Origin of the sequence: Caballeronia sp. LZ019, assembly GCF_031450825.1 — a bacterium.
Lineage (GTDB): Bacteria > Pseudomonadota > Gammaproteobacteria > Burkholderiales > Burkholderiaceae > Caballeronia.
In genome coordinates this window covers 256,779-272,905 of record NZ_JARTVZ010000003.1, presented here as the reverse complement: position 1 = coordinate 272,905, position 16,127 = coordinate 256,779, and the positions used below count along the sequence as shown (strand labels likewise).

Annotated in this window: 18 protein-coding genes; 13 read left to right on the top strand and 5 right to left on the bottom strand. The window is 64.0% G+C overall.

What is annotated here, in order from left to right; translation table 11 throughout:
- Positions 1-125: 125 nt before the first annotated feature.
- Both P9255_RS09750 and P9255_RS09745 read right to left on the bottom strand, forming a co-directional pair.
- Entirely contained in the window at positions 126-587 is a 462-nt protein-coding gene (locus P9255_RS09750; RefSeq protein ID WP_404980317.1) for a DUF2167 domain-containing protein, read from the bottom strand.
- A 26-nt stretch (positions 588-613) separates the two neighbouring features.
- Positions 614-1,351, bottom strand: coding sequence for a hypothetical protein (locus tag P9255_RS09745; protein WP_309768094.1), 738 nt, complete (start codon positions 1,349-1,351; stop codon positions 614-616).
- A 425-nt stretch (positions 1,352-1,776) separates the two neighbouring features.
- On the opposite strand from P9255_RS09745, the gene cyoA reads away from it, so the two are divergent.
- The 8 genes from cyoA (at position 1,777) to P9255_RS09705 (ending at position 9,247) form a co-directional block, all read left to right on the top strand.
- A complete protein-coding gene (gene cyoA / locus P9255_RS09740; RefSeq protein ID WP_309768095.1) occupies positions 1,777-2,664 on the top strand; it encodes a ubiquinol oxidase subunit II in 888 nt (295 codons plus the stop codon).
- Between the two features lie 3 nt (positions 2,665-2,667).
- Positions 2,668-4,674: a cytochrome o ubiquinol oxidase subunit I gene (gene cyoB, locus P9255_RS09735; RefSeq protein ID WP_309789423.1), complete on the top strand. Its 2,007-nt coding sequence runs from the start codon at positions 2,668-2,670 to the stop codon at positions 4,672-4,674.
- Positions 4,675-5,280 (top strand): cytochrome o ubiquinol oxidase subunit III, encoded by a 606-nt coding sequence (gene cyoC, locus P9255_RS09730; protein WP_309768100.1) that lies wholly within the window; start codon positions 4,675-4,677, stop codon positions 5,278-5,280. It abuts the gene before it with no gap.
- The gene (gene cyoD, locus P9255_RS09725) at positions 5,280-5,612 is read left to right on the top strand and encodes a cytochrome o ubiquinol oxidase subunit IV (RefSeq protein ID WP_309768101.1); all 333 of its coding nucleotides are present in this window, start codon (positions 5,280-5,282) and stop codon (positions 5,610-5,612) included. The genes cyoC and cyoD overlap by 1 nt, the downstream gene beginning before the upstream one ends.
- 176 nt (positions 5,613-5,788) lie before the next feature.
- The gene (locus P9255_RS09720; RefSeq protein WP_309768103.1) at positions 5,789-6,316 is read left to right on the top strand and encodes a 2,4'-dihydroxyacetophenone dioxygenase family protein; all 528 of its coding nucleotides are present in this window, start codon (positions 5,789-5,791) and stop codon (positions 6,314-6,316) included.
- Positions 6,317-6,377: 61 nt separating this feature from the next.
- Positions 6,378-7,679, top strand: a complete 1,302-nt coding sequence (locus P9255_RS09715) for an MFS transporter (protein WP_309768104.1) — start codon at positions 6,378-6,380, stop codon at positions 7,677-7,679.
- An 11-nt stretch (positions 7,680-7,690) separates the two neighbouring features.
- Positions 7,691-8,416 carry an SDR family oxidoreductase gene (locus P9255_RS09710; RefSeq protein WP_309789422.1) on the top strand — a complete coding sequence of 242 codons (726 nt, stop codon included), beginning with the start codon at positions 7,691-7,693 and terminating at the stop codon, positions 8,414-8,416.
- 30 nt (positions 8,417-8,446) lie between these two features.
- Complete coding sequence (locus P9255_RS09705; RefSeq protein WP_309768107.1) at positions 8,447-9,247, top strand: IclR family transcriptional regulator; 801 nt, start codon at positions 8,447-8,449, stop codon at positions 9,245-9,247.
- Here the strand turns inward: P9255_RS09705 and P9255_RS09700 are convergent.
- Positions 9,244-10,671, bottom strand: a complete 1,428-nt coding sequence (locus P9255_RS09700) for an AarF/UbiB family protein (protein ID WP_309768109.1) — start codon at positions 10,669-10,671, stop codon at positions 9,244-9,246. The two genes, P9255_RS09705 and P9255_RS09700, sit on opposite strands and share 4 nt — an antisense overlap.
- Positions 10,672-10,943: 272 nt before the next feature.
- Between P9255_RS09700 and P9255_RS09695 the strand changes: the two genes are divergently transcribed.
- Positions 10,944-11,855, top strand: coding sequence for a serine hydrolase (locus P9255_RS09695; RefSeq protein WP_309789421.1), 912 nt, complete (start codon positions 10,944-10,946; stop codon positions 11,853-11,855).
- A gap of 243 nt (positions 11,856-12,098) precedes the next feature.
- Positions 12,099-12,473 (top strand): hypothetical protein, encoded by a 375-nt coding sequence (locus tag P9255_RS09690; protein WP_309768112.1) that lies wholly within the window; start codon positions 12,099-12,101, stop codon positions 12,471-12,473.
- A gap of 29 nt (positions 12,474-12,502) precedes the next feature.
- On the opposite strand, the gene P9255_RS09685 is transcribed toward P9255_RS09690, so the two are convergent.
- Positions 12,503-12,970, bottom strand: a complete 468-nt coding sequence (locus P9255_RS09685; RefSeq protein ID WP_309768113.1) for a response regulator — start codon at positions 12,968-12,970, stop codon at positions 12,503-12,505.
- 215 nt (positions 12,971-13,185) lie between these two features.
- Between P9255_RS09685 and P9255_RS09680 the strand changes: the two genes are divergently transcribed.
- Together P9255_RS09680 and P9255_RS09675 are read left to right on the top strand one after the other, a co-directional pair.
- Complete coding sequence (locus P9255_RS09680) at positions 13,186-13,425, top strand: hypothetical protein (RefSeq protein WP_309768114.1); 240 nt, start codon at positions 13,186-13,188, stop codon at positions 13,423-13,425.
- Between the two features lie 105 nt (positions 13,426-13,530).
- On the top strand, positions 13,531-14,022 hold the full coding sequence (locus P9255_RS09675) for a universal stress protein (protein ID WP_309768116.1): 492 nt from the start codon (positions 13,531-13,533) through the stop codon (positions 14,020-14,022).
- 18 nt (positions 14,023-14,040) lie between these two features.
- On the opposite strand, the gene P9255_RS09670 is transcribed toward P9255_RS09675, so the two are convergent.
- A complete protein-coding gene (locus P9255_RS09670) occupies positions 14,041-14,787 on the bottom strand; it encodes an IclR family transcriptional regulator (RefSeq protein ID WP_309768118.1) in 747 nt (248 codons plus the stop codon).
- Positions 14,788-14,910: 123 nt separating this feature from the next.
- Here P9255_RS09670 and P9255_RS09665 point away from each other — a divergent pair, with 123 nt between their 5' ends.
- A complete protein-coding gene (locus P9255_RS09665) occupies positions 14,911-16,092 on the top strand; it encodes a fumarylacetoacetate hydrolase family protein (protein WP_309768120.1) in 1,182 nt (393 codons plus the stop codon).
- Positions 16,093-16,127: the final 35 nt, after the last annotated feature.

Below are 16,127 nucleotides of genomic sequence, written 5' to 3'. Positions count from 1 at the left end.
ATAGGGATTGGGATGCGGTGACGGTATCCGCCGGGTGGAGGGGCGCGGCGGTTGGTCGCTAGGCAGGAAGGAGTAGGCGGACGAGGCACGCAGCCAACCCGCCGCCGCGTTCTAACGCGCGACGTTCACGCTCCCGGGTTCTTGCGCGTGAAAATCTTCTTGACGGCGACGCCCAGCGCAACCACACCAATCGCGATCAGCTTGAACGACTTTGCAAAGAACGCTCCCATGATGGCGAGCAAGCCGAGCTTCTTGAGCGCGATCCCGCCGACCAGAGCGGCGAGGCCGTATTCGGCGACTTTGTCGGTACTCGCGTTGAAGTCGGCATAGCGCTTTCCGCTGTCGAATTCCAGGCCGGCCAGCAGCGCCTGAACTGCCTTCTTGTCCTTCTCGAGTTGCGGCTGCTCCGTGATGAGGTTCAGACTCACATACCCGTCGCGGCCCAGCGCATACGTGTTGTAGTTGATGCCGTGCGGCGCATCGGCGGGCTCTCCCTTCGAGCGCGAAGACATCGACCAGACGAGTTGGCGCCTCGCTGCGTCATAGTGCGGGCGCTCGGCCCAGCCGATGAGTTCCATCTCCGGAATACCGCGTTCGCGGTTGCACGGTTGCGTCAGCCGGGACGCTGCATGCCCTCCGGCACGCTGTACTGGCCGTTGCGGTATTCAAGCGTGTAGGCGCTTTGCTTCGGGCGGCCGTCCTTCTTCACGCATTCGTTCTTCGCCATGCGCGTGACGGTGTGTACCCTCTTTTCCGTGATTTTCAGCGACGCATAGCCATCGTGGCCAGCGGGGCCGATCGCGATGGTTCGCTTCGTCACGTCGTAGGCGCCCGTGCATCGCAGGTCCCATGCGCCGGTTGCTTCTTCGACGATCAACGAGTCCAGCACAGGACGCACGTTCGCGCCTTCGAGCACATAGAGGCTGAGCGAGGTCGCGCCCTTCGGAATCATTCGCTCCGTTCCTTCATGACTCACGCGTACACCGAACGCGCGACTCGTCGGCGTGAGTTGATAGCGCGCCGTATCGAGCGCGATGTCGGAGAAGCGTTCGGCATCGTGGTTAATCGCGTTCCGCTGAAACAGGTGAGCGACGATCGCCCCGGACGCAGTATCGGCAACGAGCACTTCGAGATCAGTGGCGCCGGCGTCGTCATTGTCCGCATCGTGAGCCAGGCTCAGCGCCGCGAGTGTCAATTGCGGATTCGCCGGCCATGTCTGGCACTCGCTGCGCTGCGAATCGAGCACGCGGCCAGGATGCAGTTCTTCGGCCCACGCCGACATCATGTCTTTGCAATCGGCATGAGCGAGCATCGGCGCCAACAAACTGGCGGCCGCAATAAGCATTTTCATTTTCATGTTGTTCGGTATCAAGCCTTTGACTCCCGGCGACTCATTAACTTGAGTCAGCCGGGGTTCGCATTCTGCAGCCTCTCACTCACTCGATAAACCGGCGCAACATGATTTGACAGGTAAAAAACTCAATCAACCAACAATGCAAAATTTTGATGCTTCGCAACGAGAGTGCGTTGCACGTACTCGTCAAGCGCGTGCGTGCCAGTCACAATAATGAGTTAGCAACGCCGACCATCTTCCTGCACGACTCATTAGGGCTAAAAATGCGCGCGACACAGCGTCGCAATCGCCCGCTTTGAGACCAAATTCCATACATTCGCAACATCGCGATAAATCTCGCGTGGCATGATCGCGGCGCGGCGAAACGCCGTGAAACGGCGTTCTCCAGAGGACGCTTCGATCCAAAAAAACCAGCGAATGCAATGAATGAAAATACTCACCGTTTAGCAGCGCCATTGTTATCGGGTTTGTTGGCCAGTGTCTGTCTCTCGGGATGCAAACTCGAGGTGCTCGATTCGAAAGGTCCCATCGGCGCAGCGGAAAGCGCGCTCATCGGGACCGCGACGTTCACGATGCTCCTCGTCGTCGTTCCGGTGATCCTGCTCACCCTGATCTTCGCCTGGCGCTATCGCGCATCCAACAAGAACGCGACCTACGCTCCGAAATGGGTGCACTCCACGGCCATCGAGGTCGTCGTCTGGACCATTCCCGCGATCATCATTCTTTATCTCGGCATCCTGACGTGGAAGACCTCGCACGAGCTCGACCCGTACAAGGAGATCAAGGTCGAGAACGTGAAGCCGATCAACGTCGAAGTCGTCGCGCTGGACTGGAAGTGGCTCTTCATCTATCCCGATCTCGGCGTTGCGTCCGTCAATCAGCTCGCGTTCCCGGTCGGCACGCCGGTCAACTTCCGCATCACGTCGGACTCGGTGATGAACTCGTTCTTCATCCCGCAACTCGGCGGCCAGATCTACGCGATGGCAGGCATGCAGACGAAGCTGCATCTGCTGGCCGATCACGCGGGCGACTACGCCGGCATCTCGGCGAACTACAGCGGCGCAGGCTTCTCCGACATGAAGTTCCGCGCGCTCGCCATGTCGCAAGCCGACTTCGACGCGTGGGTGCAGAAGGTCAAGACCGCGCCCGAAGGCCTCGACATGAACGTCTATGCCGGCGTCTCGCGGCCGAGCCAGAAGGTAGCGGTGCGCTACTTCTCCACCGTCGATCCGAAGCTCTTCAACAACATCGTCGGCAAGTACAACAACGGGAATGTCGCCGTTGGTGCGAATTGTGTAACCAAGGGGTAAGCCATGTTCGGCAAATTAACGCTTGAGGCGATCCCGTACCACGAGCCGATCATCATGGGGGCGACCGTCCTCATGGCGATCCTCGCGCTCGGTACGGTCGCCGCTCTCACCAAGTTCGGAAAATGGGGCTGGCTCTGGCGCGAGTACCTGACGTCAACCGATCACAAGCGCATCGGCGTGATGTATCTGGTCGTGGCCGGCCTGATGCTCGTGCGCGGTTTCGCCGACGCGGTCATGATGCGTGCGCAGCAAGCGCTCGCGATGGATTCGCCCGGCTATCTGCCGCCGCATCACTTCGACCAGATCTTCACGGCGCACGGCACCATCATGATTTTCTTCATGGCGATGGCCCTGCTCGTGGCGTTCTTCAACCTCGTGGTGCCTCTGCAGATCGGCGCACGCGACGTTGCATTCCCGTTCATCAACTCGCTCTCGTTCTGGATGACGGCCATGGCCGCCGTCCTGATCAACCTGTCGCTCTTCATCGGCGAGTTCTCGACGACCGGCTGGCTCGCGTATCCGCCGCTCTCCGAGACGCAGTTCAGTCCGGGCGTCGGCGTCAACTACTACATCTGGGCGTTGCAGCTGTCCGGTGTCGGCACGCTCCTGACCGGCGTGAACTTCTTCGTGACGATCGTGAAGATGCGCGCGCCCGGCATGACGTGGATGAAGCTGCCCGTCTTCACGTGGACGGCGTTCTGCTCGAACGTGCTGATCATGGCCACGTTCCCGATCCTGACCGTCGCGCTTGCGCTGCTCGGCCTCGACCGCTACATGGGCATGCACTTCTTCACGAATGACGGCGGCGGCAACCCGATGGTGTATCTGAACCTGATCTGGGCCTGGGGTCACCCCGAGGTCTACATCCTGGTTCTGCCGGCATTCGGCATCTACTCGGAAGTCGTCTCGACGTTCTCCAAGAAGCCGCTCTTCGGCTACAAGACGATGGTGTGGGCCACGTGCTGCATCATGGTGCTGTCGTTCCTCGTGTGGGCGCACCACTTCTTCACGATGGGTTCGGGCGCGAACGTCAATGCCTTCTTCGGCATCATGACGATGATCATCTCGATCCCGACGGGCGTGAAGATCTTCAACTGGCTGTTCACGATGTTCCGTGGCCGCGTGCAGATGACCACGCCGGTTCTCTGGACCATCGGTTTCATCATCACGTTCACGCTGGGCGGCATGACGGGCGTGATGCTCGCCATTCCGGGCGCGGACTTCGTGCTGCACAACAGCCTGTTCCTGATCGCGCACTTCCACAACGCGATCATCGGCGGCGTGGTGTTCGGCTATTTCGCGGGCGTGCAGTACTGGTGGCCGAAGGTGTTCGGCTTCAAGCTCGACGAAAAACTCGGCCGCAACGCGTTCATCTGCTGGTTCGTGGGTTTCTTCGTCGCATTCGTGCCGATCTACATCCTCGGCTTCATGGGCATGACGCGCCGTCTGCAGCACTATGACAACCCCGCATGGCAGCCGTACCTGATCGTCGCGGCTTGCGGCGTCGGCATCATCGCGCTGGGCGTCGTGTTCCAGGTCGCACAGATCGTGGTCAGCGTGATTCGCCGCAATCAGCCGGCTTATCGCGATGTCACGGGTGATCCGTGGGATGGCCGCACGCTCGAATGGTCGATCAGTTCGCCGCCGCCGGTCTACAACTTCGCACACGTTCCCGACGTGCGTGAGCTCGACGACTTCGCCCGCGCGAAGGAAAGGGGCCGCATCGAAACGCGTCCGCTGCGCGACATCCATATGCCGTCGAATACGAGCGCGGGCTTCCTGATCGGCGTGTTCGCGCTGGTCTTCGGCTTCGCGGCGATCTGGCACATCTGGTGGCTGGCTATCGTCGGTCTGATCGGTGTCGCCGCGGTTGCGATCGGCTACAGCTTCGCGGAAAACGCGGGCTACATCATCCCCGCCGCTACCGTGAAGGCAACCGAGGAGCGGAACCGTCCGAAGGCGCCGTCCAAGGCAGGCGCGGGCCGCGAAATGGAACTGGAGGTTCTGTAAATGTCGCAATCGACACTTTCCGCGCATCACGCGCACGAGCACGAACACCAGCCGTCGCATTCGGTGTTCGGCTTCTGGTCGTACCTGATGACCGACTGCCTGCTGTTCGCGTCGCTCTTCGCGACCTTCGCGATGTTCGCGAATCAGTATGCAGGCGGCCCGACGGCGAAGGACCTGTTCAACCTGAAGGACGTCGCGATCGAAACCGGCCTGCTGCTCACGAGCAGCCTGACGTTCGGCTTCGCGATGATTTCCGCGGTTCGTCAGAAGAAGAGCGGCGTGCTGCTGTGGTTGTTCGTCACGGCGCTCCTGGGCGCGGGCTTCCTGTGCCTGGAACTGCAGGAGTTCTCGCATCTGGTGGCTGAAGGCGCGGGTCCGCAACGCAGCGCGTTCTGGTCGGCGTTCTTCACGCTGGTCGGCACGCACGGCCTGCACGTCACGCTCGGTCTCGTCTGGCTCGTCGTGCTGGCGGTGCAAATCTTGAAGAAGCCGGCGATGGGCGAACGCGAACTGCGCCGCCTCGCTTGCCTGAGCCTCTTCTGGCACTTTCTCGACATCGTCTGGATTTGCGTGTTCTCCTTCGTCTACCTCGGGAGCATCGTCTAATGGCCCATTCGCATACAACGCATAGCGACATGCCGCACGTCACCGTCGGCGGTTACCTGATCGGCTTCGTGCTGGCTGTCGTGCTGACGGTGGCATCGTTCTGGCTCGCGACGGCAGGCAAGCTGTCCGGCGAGCAAGGGCTCGTGTGGCTGGCGGTGCTGGCAGCGGTCCAGGTCGTCGTGCACGTGGTGTTCTTCCTGCACGTGAACACGTCGAAGGGCCAGCGCTGGAACGCCATGTCGTTCGTTTATACGATCACCATGTCGCTCGTGATCATTGTCGGAACCGTGTGGGTCATGCATAACGTCCACATGCTGATGATGGCGCGATAAGAAAAGCGCGCAGCTCAGCCGTTCATTGGCGGAGACAAGCGGGTCCGAATTCGGGCCCGCTTTTTTTATATCCGCGTTTTCCCTGACCACTACAAATCTTGACAATAAGGCTGCTGAGCGACAACATCTGTCCATAATTTGGTTTATTGATCCACATTATGGACAGAGGAGACGCGATGCCCGCGCCCAAACCCACGGCGGACGCAATGACGCCGTATCAGTACCCCAATCCCAAGGAAGCGCAGAAGGAAATCGTCGTCGGACACGCGATTCCGACCGACGAGCGCGAGTGGGTCCCGCAAGCCGAAAACGTCTGGTTCCGCCCGCTGTGCCTGAACGTGTCCACCGGCTACTGGATGAACCTGCTGCGCGTGCGCAAGTCCGGCGTACTGTCGCGGCATCGCCATCCGCAAGCCGTGCATGGCATGGTGCTGAAGGGCCGCTGGCGCTATCTCGAGCACGACTGGGAAGCGACCGAAGGCAGCTATGTGTTCGAGCCGCCCGGCGAGACGCACACGCTTTACGTGCCCGAAGACGTCGAAGAGATGATCACGTACTTCCAGGTGAACGGCGTGATGTTCTATTGCGATCCGTACGGCGACTACACCGGTTACGAAGACGTATTCACCAAGGTCGACATGTGCCGCAAGCACTACGAGTCCGTCGGACTGGGCGCGGATTTCGTCGATCAGTTCATCCGCTAAACCTTCGCCTATCGGCCACAGCTACCCGAAGCCTCACAGAAGCGCCTTCGGAGGAGACAACATGCAGAGCAAATCGCCGCGCCTCAAGCGCATTCAATGGGTCGCGCTCACGTTCCTGACGCTCGCGGGAATCGTGAACTATCTGGACCGCAGCACGCTGTCCATCGCCAATCACTCGGTCACGCAGGAACTCGGCCTCTCGGCTTCGCAAATGGGCTTGCTGCTGTCCGCGTTCTCGTTCGCGTACGCGTTCTCGCAATTGCCGATCGGCGTGATGCTCGACCGCTTCGGCGCGCGCATCATGCTCGGCCTCGGCATGTTCGTGTGGTCGGTCGCGCAGTTGTTCGGCGGGCTCGTCACGAACCTGCAGCAGTTCCTGTTTGCGCGCATCGCGCTCGGCATCGGCGAGGCGCCGCAGTTTCCAGCCGGCGCGAAAGTGGTCTCGGAATGGTTCGCGCAACGCGAGCGCGGCAAGCCGACGGGCATCTTCGTCACCTCGTCGACGATCGGACCGGCGCTCGCGCCGCCGATCCTCACCGTGCTGCTGCTCAACTTCGGCTGGCGCAACATGTTCGTGATCATGGGCGTGCTGGGCATTGCGGTGTCGATCGGCTGGTACATCGTTTATCGCAATCGCAAGGATGTCGCGCTCGAGCCGCAGGAAGTCGCGCATCTGACCGAGGGCGAGCCGGCGCAGCGCAGCGAACGCAACATGAGTTTCGCCGAATGGCGCGGCCTGTTCGGCAAGGCGACCACGTGGGGCATGATCTTCGGCTTCATGGGCGTCATCTACATGGTGTGGCTCTATCTGACGTGGCTGCCGGCGTATCTGGAGCATGAGCGGCATCTGACCATTGCGAAGACGGGCTGGATCGTGTCGATCCCCTATCTCGCGGGCACGCTCGGCATGCTGTCATCGGGCTTTATCGCGGATGGCCTGATGGCTCGCGGCGTCGCGCCGATCCGCAGCCGCAAGTGGCCGATCTGCTCGGGCCTCATCGGCGCCGCGCTCTTCACCGTGCCGGCCGCGTTCACGCCGAATCTGACGCTCGCGATCGTCTACCTGTCGGCGGCGATGTTCTTCGTCAACATGGCGAGCGGCGCGGCATGGGCGCTCGTGTCGGTGGCCGCACCGCGCCACATGGTCGCATCGCTCGGCAGCATTCAGAACTTCGGCGGCTATTTCGGCGGCTCGTTCGCGCCGTTCATCACCGGACTCGTGGTCGACAAGACGCATTCGTTCGTGAACGCGTTCCTGATCAGCGCGGGCGTTGCCTTCGCCGCTGCGCTCGTCTACATGTTCGTCGTCCGCTCGCCGATTCAGGACAGCGAGCAACCGGCGTCGCCCGTTCCCGTCGTTTAAACCTTGCAAACATGACTTTTCAAGCTGACCTCTTCAAGGGCAAGACCGTCGTCGTGACCGGCGGCACGCAGGGCATCGGCGCGGGCATCGCGCAGCAGTTCGCGGCGCTCGGCGCGCGCGTGATCGCCGCCGGCATCGCGCCGACAGACGCGCAACGCGACGCGCTCGCCGGCATCGAAGTAGCCGCGCTCGATGTCGCCGATGCCGGCAGCACCGCCGATCTCTTCGCGCGCCTCGACTCGCTCGACGTGCTCGTCAACTGCGCGGGCATGATCAAGCGCGGCGACGAGCATGACATCGAGACCTTCGAGCGCGTGATCGCCGTCAATCTGAACGGCACGATGCGCATGTGCGCCGCCTCGCGTGCGCTGCTCGCGAAAAGCGGCGGCACGATCGTCAACACGGCGTCGATGCTGACGTTCTTCGGCGGCGGCCTCGTGCCTGCCTACAGCGCCAGCAAGGGCGGCGTCGCGCAATTGACGAAGTCGCTCGCCATCGCCTACGCGGCCGACGGCATCCGCGTGAACGCGGTCGCGCCCGGCTGGATCGCGACGCCCCTCACACAGGCGCTTCAGGACGATGGCGGCCGCTCCCAAGCCATCCTCGATCGCACGCCGATGAAGCGCTGGGGCCTGCCGGAAGACGTCGCGCGCGTCGTGGCCTTCCTGGCGTCGCCGGCTGCGTCGTTCATGACGGGCGCGATCGTCCCGGTCAACGGCGGCTATCTGGTCGCGTAAATTCGGACGTCGCTTCTCACATCGTCCGTTATGTCCACCGATCCCGCCTCCCTCGACGCCGCCAAGGCAACCGGCACCGCCGCATTCTCGAAGTTCATGGCGGTGCTTCAGTTGATCGCCGATGCCGCCGAGCCGCCGACCATCGCGCGCCTCGTCACGCTGAGCGGCTATCCGCGTCCGACGGTGTATCGCATCGTCGGCGCGCTGATGGCGGAAGGGCTCGTCACGGAAGGCGCGCGCGGCGGCTGCTATGCGCTCGGGCCGCGTCTGATGTCGCTCGCGAGCCGAAGCTGGGAGCGCTCGGATTTACGCATCGCCGCCGCCGACGCGCTGCAGACCTTGCGCGACGCCACGCAGGAAACCGTGCACCTCGCCGTGCGCAGCGGCGCGGAGATGGTGTACGTCGAGAAGCTCGAGAGTCCCCATGCGGTGCGCATGGCCTCACGCATCGGCACGCGCGTGACGCTCTATTCGAGTTCCGTGGGCAAGGCGTATCTGTCGACGCTTCCGCGCACCGAACGGGATGCGCTCTTGCACGGCATCCCGTTCGAACGCTTCACGCCGAATACGATCGTCGAGCGCAGCGCGCTCGACGCCGAACTCGATGCCTGCCGGGCGCGCGGTTATGCGGAAGATCGCGAGGAAAACGAAGCGCAAATCTTCTGCTACGGCAGCGCGATCGTCGGGGCGAACGGCGCGACGCTCGGTTGCGTGAGCGTCAGCATTCCGCTCTTTCGCAAAAGCGCGACGCCGATGGAAACCTATGTCACGCCGCTGCGCGACGCGTGCCGCGCGATCGCCGAGCGCATGAGCCCTGGCGCGCGCGCCTAGCCTCGCTGCGCCGCGCCCGCCCGTTTCGCGATGAGCGTCGGCAGGCGCGGCAGCATCTGCGGCCAGTGCGCCGCTTCATGCGCGAGGTGCGCGACGAGACCGTGGCAGCCGAACTGGTCCGCCGCGAGCCGCGCAATCACGCGGCGCGCAATCAGCCAGACATCCACATCCGGTGCGACGGCGTGCGCCATTCGCTCGATCGTCTCCATCGACCGCGACAGCAGCACCGCCCGCGATGCGATCCTGCCGTGCGCCGCGCTGAACATGTGCTCGGCGGGCGCGGCGCCCAGGGCGTCGAACAGATGGGAAACGTCCGTGCCCTTGCACGCTTGCGGCGACGCGAAGCGCTCCGCCTCCCGCCGATACGTCGATTCCACGCGCACTTCATGGTGCGCCGCGTGCCGATCCGGCCGGCCGTGTTCGAGGTGCGTGCGCGCCGCCGCCTTGTGGTCGCCTTCCAGCAGCGCATTCGATACGCCGACCATGAACTCGCGTTCATGCGCCGCGAAGAAAGTCATCGGGTTGTCGGCTTCGAGCACGATCTGACCGAGCGTTGCCCGCTCGATGCTCACGCGCGCGCCCGCCGCGTCCAGCCCGGCGTGATAGAAACCCTGCCCGAGCGCCATCTCGAAGAACGCTTCGATGAGCGTCGCGACGAGATCCGCCTGTTGCAGGCCGTGCGACGCCAGCGCGTGCGCATCGGCGAGCGGCACGGTTTCGATCGCGCGCGTAGTCAGTACCGCCGCGTTGCAAAAATCCCAGAGCACTTCCGGCACGGCGATGCGGTCGTCGTCGCGCAGGCGATAGCGCAAATAGCTCTGATCGGCGGCGCGCTGGCGCAGGTCGATCATCGAATGAACATTTTCGCGGAGAAGGCGCACGCAGTCCGCGGCATGCAGCTCGCGCGCCGAGGCGGAACGCCGCTCGGCGTAACGCGCGGCGGCGAGTGCGAGGTCGAGATCGTCGATGAGTTCCTGACGTGCATCGGCGCGCAGCAGCGTGATGCGCACCGGAACGCCGTCGATACGCGCGGCGTGCGTCTGCTCCGCGATGCCCGAGCGCAGCGGCACGAGCCCGATGCCGTCGATATCGGCGCGGGGCGCGGTGGCCAGCGCCAGCGCACAGGCGGCGCGGAACTGCGCCGCATCGTACGTTGCAAAAAGCCCGTTCATTTCCGTGAGCGCCACGCGCACTGCCGTCTCAGCGAGCGCGGGATGACGCGTGAGCACGCCCGACGCGACAGTCAGCACGCGCGGCAACTGCCTGAGCGCCGGCATGCCCGCGCTCAGTGGCGCGGCGCGTGCACCATGCAGCGCGAAGAAACGCGCGATCTGCTGCATCGACGCGCCGCCGTGCGTCGCATGGCTTTCGCGGACGAACGCCCTGCCAAGACGCCACAGCGTCGCGAGTCGTCGAACGGGCACGGTCGGGTTCCTGAGAGAAACTGAGTGGACGGGCGCGGCATCGCGTTTGCTTGATTATGCAGCAGGATTCGGTCCTGTCGTTGCCGGCGCGATTGCGCGGTCCACGCGTTTTGATTCGCCATCCTACGCATTCCGAATCATTGACGCCCGATTCCCCCGCGCGTTAGAGTGAAGCGGCTTCTCGCTTCTTCGGCTCACACATCACTCTCATCATGCGAAGCAACCACGAAAGCGGGTCGAGCGGTCGGCATCAGAACCATCGCCTGATTGCCTTGAAAGAAGCACTCGAAGCGGACGGCAGCGGTGTTCGTACGTTCGTCGTCCTGCGCGACGGACGGATCGCGTTCGAACATTATCGCGGCGACGCATCACCCGATACGCTCGAGAACATCAACTCGGTCACGAAGAGCGTCGTGGGCCTCGCGGTCGGCATCGCGCTCGGGGAAAGACTGCTGCCGAGCCTCGATGCGCCCATCTGCGACTTCATCGATGGAGCCCGCAATCCGTCGCTCGACGAGCGCGTCCGAAGCATCACGCTGCGGCACCTGCTGACGATGAAAGCGGGCTTCGAATGGGAACAGAGCGATATCGACGACTGCGTGCTCGGCCCGTGCGAGCGGTTCGCCGGCGACGAGGACCGGCTGACGTTCGTGCTGTCGCGGGCCATCGTTCATGCGCCCGGCGCTCAGTTCGTCTATGACTCGCATTCGGTGCAGCTGTTGTCGATCGCGGTCGAGGCCGTGGCCGGCCGGACGCTTGCGCAATACGTGCGCGAGAGACTGTTCGCGCCGCTCGGCATCGATAAGGACGAATGGATCGCCGATGAAGACGGCCACACCTTCGCCGGGCGCGGCCTGATGCTGCGCGCACGGGACATGGCGAAGCTCGGCACGTTGATGCTCGACCGCGGGAAGTGGCCCGGCGCGCAACTCGTCGATGCATCGTTCATCGACGACGCCACCTCAGTGCACAGTGAAGGCGGCCCGCCGATGCACGACGCGCGCTACGGCTACCTGTGGTGGATCGCGCCGCATTACTTCTTCGCGGCCGGATTCGGCGAGCAGTTCATCATCGTGGCGCCCGAGGAGCGCATCGTCGCCGCGGTGACGTCGGACAACGACGATGCCGCCAAACACGCGCGCGCGTTGTTCGAACAGCATGTGCTGGGTATCGGCGGAGCGTGATTCTCTTGCGCGGTTTTTCCGAAATCGCGCATCTCAAAATTAGTTATTTTTTGTCAACAGGCGATGCGAAGGATTTTCGGTACGGTATCTTTATAGTCTCGCGCAACAACGTATCAATATCGAGAACGACGGGAGCGAGGTTCCGGCCGTTCCCGACGCGCACGAGACAGCCCGCGCCACGAGACAACCATCAAAATAAAGGACGCCATGCAGCCGCCCGCCGACCACTCTATCGAACGAACGATGTACCTCCTCGGCCAGATCGGCGCGGTCATCTGTCACGAGCGCGGGCCGCGTCCCGACACGACGATCCTCACGCAAATGGCGTCGCGCCCCGCCGAAGGTTTCTGGCAAGCCGTCGCGCAGATGAACGAGCTTTGCCCGGCGATACGTGGACCGCGCCGCACGCTGCTGCAGTGGAAGCGCAAGGAGATCGCCCGCCTGAGCAGGATGCTGCCGCATCCGTTGCCAGCCGACGCCTGCTCGCGAACGCAGATGCCTTTCTGGGCCGGCTACTGCCGGTATTGGGACGACGTGCTCAAGCAGCACGTCGAGCGCGAGACCGAACAGCCCGCTGTCGCGATGGACGAAGTTCCGGCAAGGCGCGTCAACGCCTGACTGCACCGCCGGGACATACTTCGCGCGCTTCAGCACTCCCGCACGCGCTGCCGCGCTTCGTGCGTCGAGTAATACGCCCGCATCACGTGGATCATGCGGTCCAGTTGCGTCGGCTTGATGAAATAGCCGTTGAAGCCGGTGCGCTGCGCACGCGCCCGGTCGTCCGGCGACGTGCGGCCGGTATGCGCGATGAGCAGCATCGACAGGTCGAGCGCGCGGATGGCCTCGGCCGCTTCCCAGCCGTCGCCGAGCGGCATCATCAGATCGAGCAGCACCACGCCGGGGCGCCACTTGCGCGCAATCGTGACGGCATCGAGGCCGGTATGCACGGCGCGCACCGTGAAGTCGGCGTCTTCGAGCGCGAGACACAGCGCGCGCGCGGCGTCGAGATCGTCGTCCGCGACGAGGACGCGCGGCTCGTCGTGGTGAAGGGCGCGCTCGGGAATCTGCCAGACGGCTTCTTCGGGCACGTGTGCCTGTCGGTGCATGGTTTGCATGTTCTAGCCTCGGAGTGACCGTGTGCCTGAGCAACCGGTGTACCGCGCCGCACCATCCTTCTGTGAGCGTCAGGCCGCGCGCGGGTTGCCCGATGCGCACCTCGGGAATACCCGGTGCTTGTGTAGCGTTATCTGGCGGGCCGGATCGCGCAGGTTTTGCAGCATCGGCGGAATACTGGCGGGCGCCCAGCGTCGTCCCATTCGAGAGGCAAACGATGTTCGTCGTCTATTGGCTCGATGGCGATCCGGAAACGGAAGCCAACGCACGTCATCAAAAATTCGATCCGGCCGCGCTCGCCGAAGCCTTGCGCTTCGCCGAAGAACTGCGCAAGCGCCAGGCGCAGGGCGATGCGATCGGGTTCGTCACGCTGTGCAGCGAGAATCCGCAGTCGGTCGGCAAGCCGGGCGTCGCCGATCCGCCCGCCGACTACGACTGGAAGAAGCGGCGGCGTTAGGCGACGAGGTCCGCCGCTTTTCGCTCATTCACGCCTAACTCTCGCAGCGGATCATGCCTCCCATGCCGCATCGCACCGAAGCGGCGCTATGAACCGGAGGTCATCATGTACAAGCACATTCTCGTCGCGGTCGGCACGAGTCTTAGCCAGAGCGCCCTCGCCACCGCGATTGCCCGCGCCCGCGAGTGCGACGCGCGCCTGACCGCGCTGCATGTGGTCGATCGCACGCCCTGGTGGGCGGTCGTCACCGGCGACTGCAATACGCGCGATACGGCCGCCCTCATCGACGACCACGCGCGCGCCCTCACCCGTTACAGCATGCGGCAGATCGAAAGCGCGGGCATCGACGGAACCGGAGTGAGCGTGAGCTTGCCGCCGGGCGTGACCGTCGGCGAGGCCATTGCGAAGGCGGCGAATGAAGCGGGCGCGGATCTCATCGTGCTCGGCGGCGAAACGGATTCGGGCTGGGGACACGGCCGCGAGCGTCTGCGCGATGTCGTCTGCAAGCAAACGCGATGCGATGTGCTGATCGCGGCGCATCGCATGAGGGACGGGCACGCGAAAGTCACGCGCGAGACGGCGGACGCGCGGGCGTGAATACGCACCGGGGCGATGTCACAACGCGCCCCGCAACTGCGCGGCAAGCTGCACGATGCCGATCGATATCTGCTTTTCGCGCCGCGCATCGAGCCGGCCGACCGGCATGCTCGTCGATACGGCGACGCGCTTGCCCGCCGGCGTCGTGCCGACATACGCGGCGAAACACGTGAGTCCTTCCGCGACTTCCTCGCGCTCGACGGCGAGACCGCTCGCGCGTATTGCGGCGAGTTCGCGCAGCAGCGCGGCGCGCCGCGTGATGGTGCGCGGCGTCACCGCTTCGAGGCGTTCGGGCAGCCGCTCGATCACCGCGTCGTCGGACATCCCCGCGAGCAGCGCCTTGCCGAGCGCGCAGCAATGCGCGGGCAGCCGCGAGCCGAGATCGGAGACGAGCCGCACCGGCCGATGCGCGTCCTCCCGCGCGACATACACCACGTGCACGCCGTCCAGCACGGCCAGTTGCACGACCTCGTTATGCTTGTTGATGAACGCGCCGGCGCCCTCGCGAAACGCCGCCTGCAGCTTGTCGTGACGCACATACGCGTTGCCGAGCTCGAACAGGCCGACGCCGATCACATAGCCATCGTCGCGCCTCTCGATCCACTGCATGCGCGCAAGCGTTTCGAGCATCAGATACAGCGTGCTGCGCGACAGCCCCGTCTGCTCGGCGAGCGTCGCGGCGCGCACCGGCTTCGCGGCGGCGGCAAGCGTTTCCAGGATGTCGCTGGCGCGGCGCAGCGCGGGCACTTCGTAGGCTTTTTCCATGAGCGTCGTCGTCCGATGTATCGACGATACTCCAATATATTGGACAAACATGCAACCTGATGGACAGCGATGAACACGCGGGCTACGATCGATTCTCCCTTTTCGACGCACGGTGATTCACTCATGCAGCCCGTTTCCATTGCTTCCTGCTTGCCCGAAGACCTGGCCGATGCCGTGCTGATCGGCCGCGTATGGCGTCCCGCGCCGGTGGATGGCCCCGCTGTCGTTGCCGTGCGTCACGGCGAAGTCTTCGACATCACGCGTGCCGCCCCGACGACCGCCGATCTTTTCGACCGTCCCGACGCCGTCGATATCGCGCGCAATGCGCCGGGCGAATCGCTAGGACCGGTGCAGGACGTGCTGCAGGCGACGCTGGATGCGGCGCCTGGCGGGCTGCGTCTGCTTGCGCCCTGTGACGTGCAGGCGGTCAAGGCGTGCGGCGTCACGTTCGCGGTGAGCCTGCTTGAGCGCGTGATCGAGGAGCAGGCAGGCGGCGATGCGACCAAGGCGCAGGAAGTGCGCGACACGATCAACAAGCTGATTGGCGCGGATTTGTCGAAGATCGAGCCCGGTTCGGAAAGCGCGGCGAAGCTGAAGGCGGAGCTGGAGCGGCGCGGCGCGTGGTCTCAGTACATGGAAGTCGGCATCGGGCCGGATGCGGAGGTGTTTTCGAAGTCGCAGCCGATGTCGTCGGTGGGTTTCGGCGCGGATGTCGGGCTGTATCCGACGTCGCAATGGAACAATCCGGAGCCGGAAATCGTGCTGGCGGTGAATGCGCGCGGCGAGATCGTCGGCGCGACGCTTGGCAACGACGTCAACCTGCGTGATATCGAAGGCCGCAGCGCGCTGTTGCTCGGCAAGGCGAAGGACAACAACGCATCGTGCGCGATCGGCCCGTTCGTGCGCCTTTTCGACGACCGCTTCACGCTCGACACGGTGCGCGGCACGAGCGTGGCGCTGCGCATCGAGGGCGACGATGACGGCTTCGTGCTGGAGGGCGTGAGTCACATGAGCGAGATCAGCCGCGATCCCGCGGATCTCGTTGCGCAGACGCACGGTGCGCATCATCAGTATCCGGACGGCTTCATGCTGTTCCTCGGCACGATGTTCTCGCCGATCAAGGATCGCGACAGCGCGGGCGGCGGGTTCACGCATCATCTCGGCGATGTCGTGACCATCTCGACGCCGACGCTCGGCGCGCTCGTCAACACCGTGCGGCTGTCAACGGAGATCGAGCCGTGGACGTTCGGCGTGCGGGCGTTGTATCGGAGTTTGGTGGAGCGGGGGGTGTTGACGGGGGAGTAAAGCGTCGATCGGGGGAAAACGGTGCGCGCATGAAG

Coding starts and splice junctions, on each gene's coding strand:
- P9255_RS09705 (WP_309768107.1), top strand. CDS start 8,447: ATGTCCACCGATCCCGCCTCCCTCGACGCCGCCAAGGCAACCGGCACC.
- P9255_RS09680 (WP_309768114.1), top strand. CDS start 13,186: ATGTTCGTCGTCTATTGGCTCGATGGCGATCCGGAAACGGAAGCCAAC.
- P9255_RS09675 (WP_309768116.1), top strand. CDS start 13,531: ATGTACAAGCACATTCTCGTCGCGGTCGGCACGAGTCTTAGCCAGAGC.
- cyoB (WP_309789423.1), top strand. CDS start 2,668: ATGTTCGGCAAATTAACGCTTGAGGCGATCCCGTACCACGAGCCGATC.
- cyoC (WP_309768100.1), top strand. CDS start 4,675: ATGTCGCAATCGACACTTTCCGCGCATCACGCGCACGAGCACGAACAC.
- P9255_RS09720 (WP_309768103.1), top strand. CDS start 5,789: ATGCCCGCGCCCAAACCCACGGCGGACGCAATGACGCCGTATCAGTAC.
- P9255_RS09670 (WP_309768118.1), bottom strand. CDS start 14,787: ATGGAAAAAGCCTACGAAGTGCCCGCGCTGCGCCGCGCCAGCGACATC.
- P9255_RS09690 (WP_309768112.1), top strand. CDS start 12,099: ATGTACCTCCTCGGCCAGATCGGCGCGGTCATCTGTCACGAGCGCGGG.
- P9255_RS09715 (WP_309768104.1), top strand. CDS start 6,378: ATGCAGAGCAAATCGCCGCGCCTCAAGCGCATTCAATGGGTCGCGCTC.
- P9255_RS09710 (WP_309789422.1), top strand. CDS start 7,691: ATGACTTTTCAAGCTGACCTCTTCAAGGGCAAGACCGTCGTCGTGACC.
- P9255_RS09665 (WP_309768120.1), top strand. CDS start 14,911: ATGCAGCCCGTTTCCATTGCTTCCTGCTTGCCCGAAGACCTGGCCGAT.
- cyoD (WP_309768101.1), top strand. CDS start 5,280: ATGGCCCATTCGCATACAACGCATAGCGACATGCCGCACGTCACCGTC.
- cyoA (WP_309768095.1), top strand. CDS start 1,777: ATGAATGAAAATACTCACCGTTTAGCAGCGCCATTGTTATCGGGTTTG.
- P9255_RS09685 (WP_309768113.1), bottom strand. CDS start 12,970: ATGCAAACCATGCACCGACAGGCACACGTGCCCGAAGAAGCCGTCTGG.
- P9255_RS09745 (WP_309768094.1), bottom strand. CDS start 1,351: ATGAAAATGCTTATTGCGGCCGCCAGTTTGTTGGCGCCGATGCTCGCT.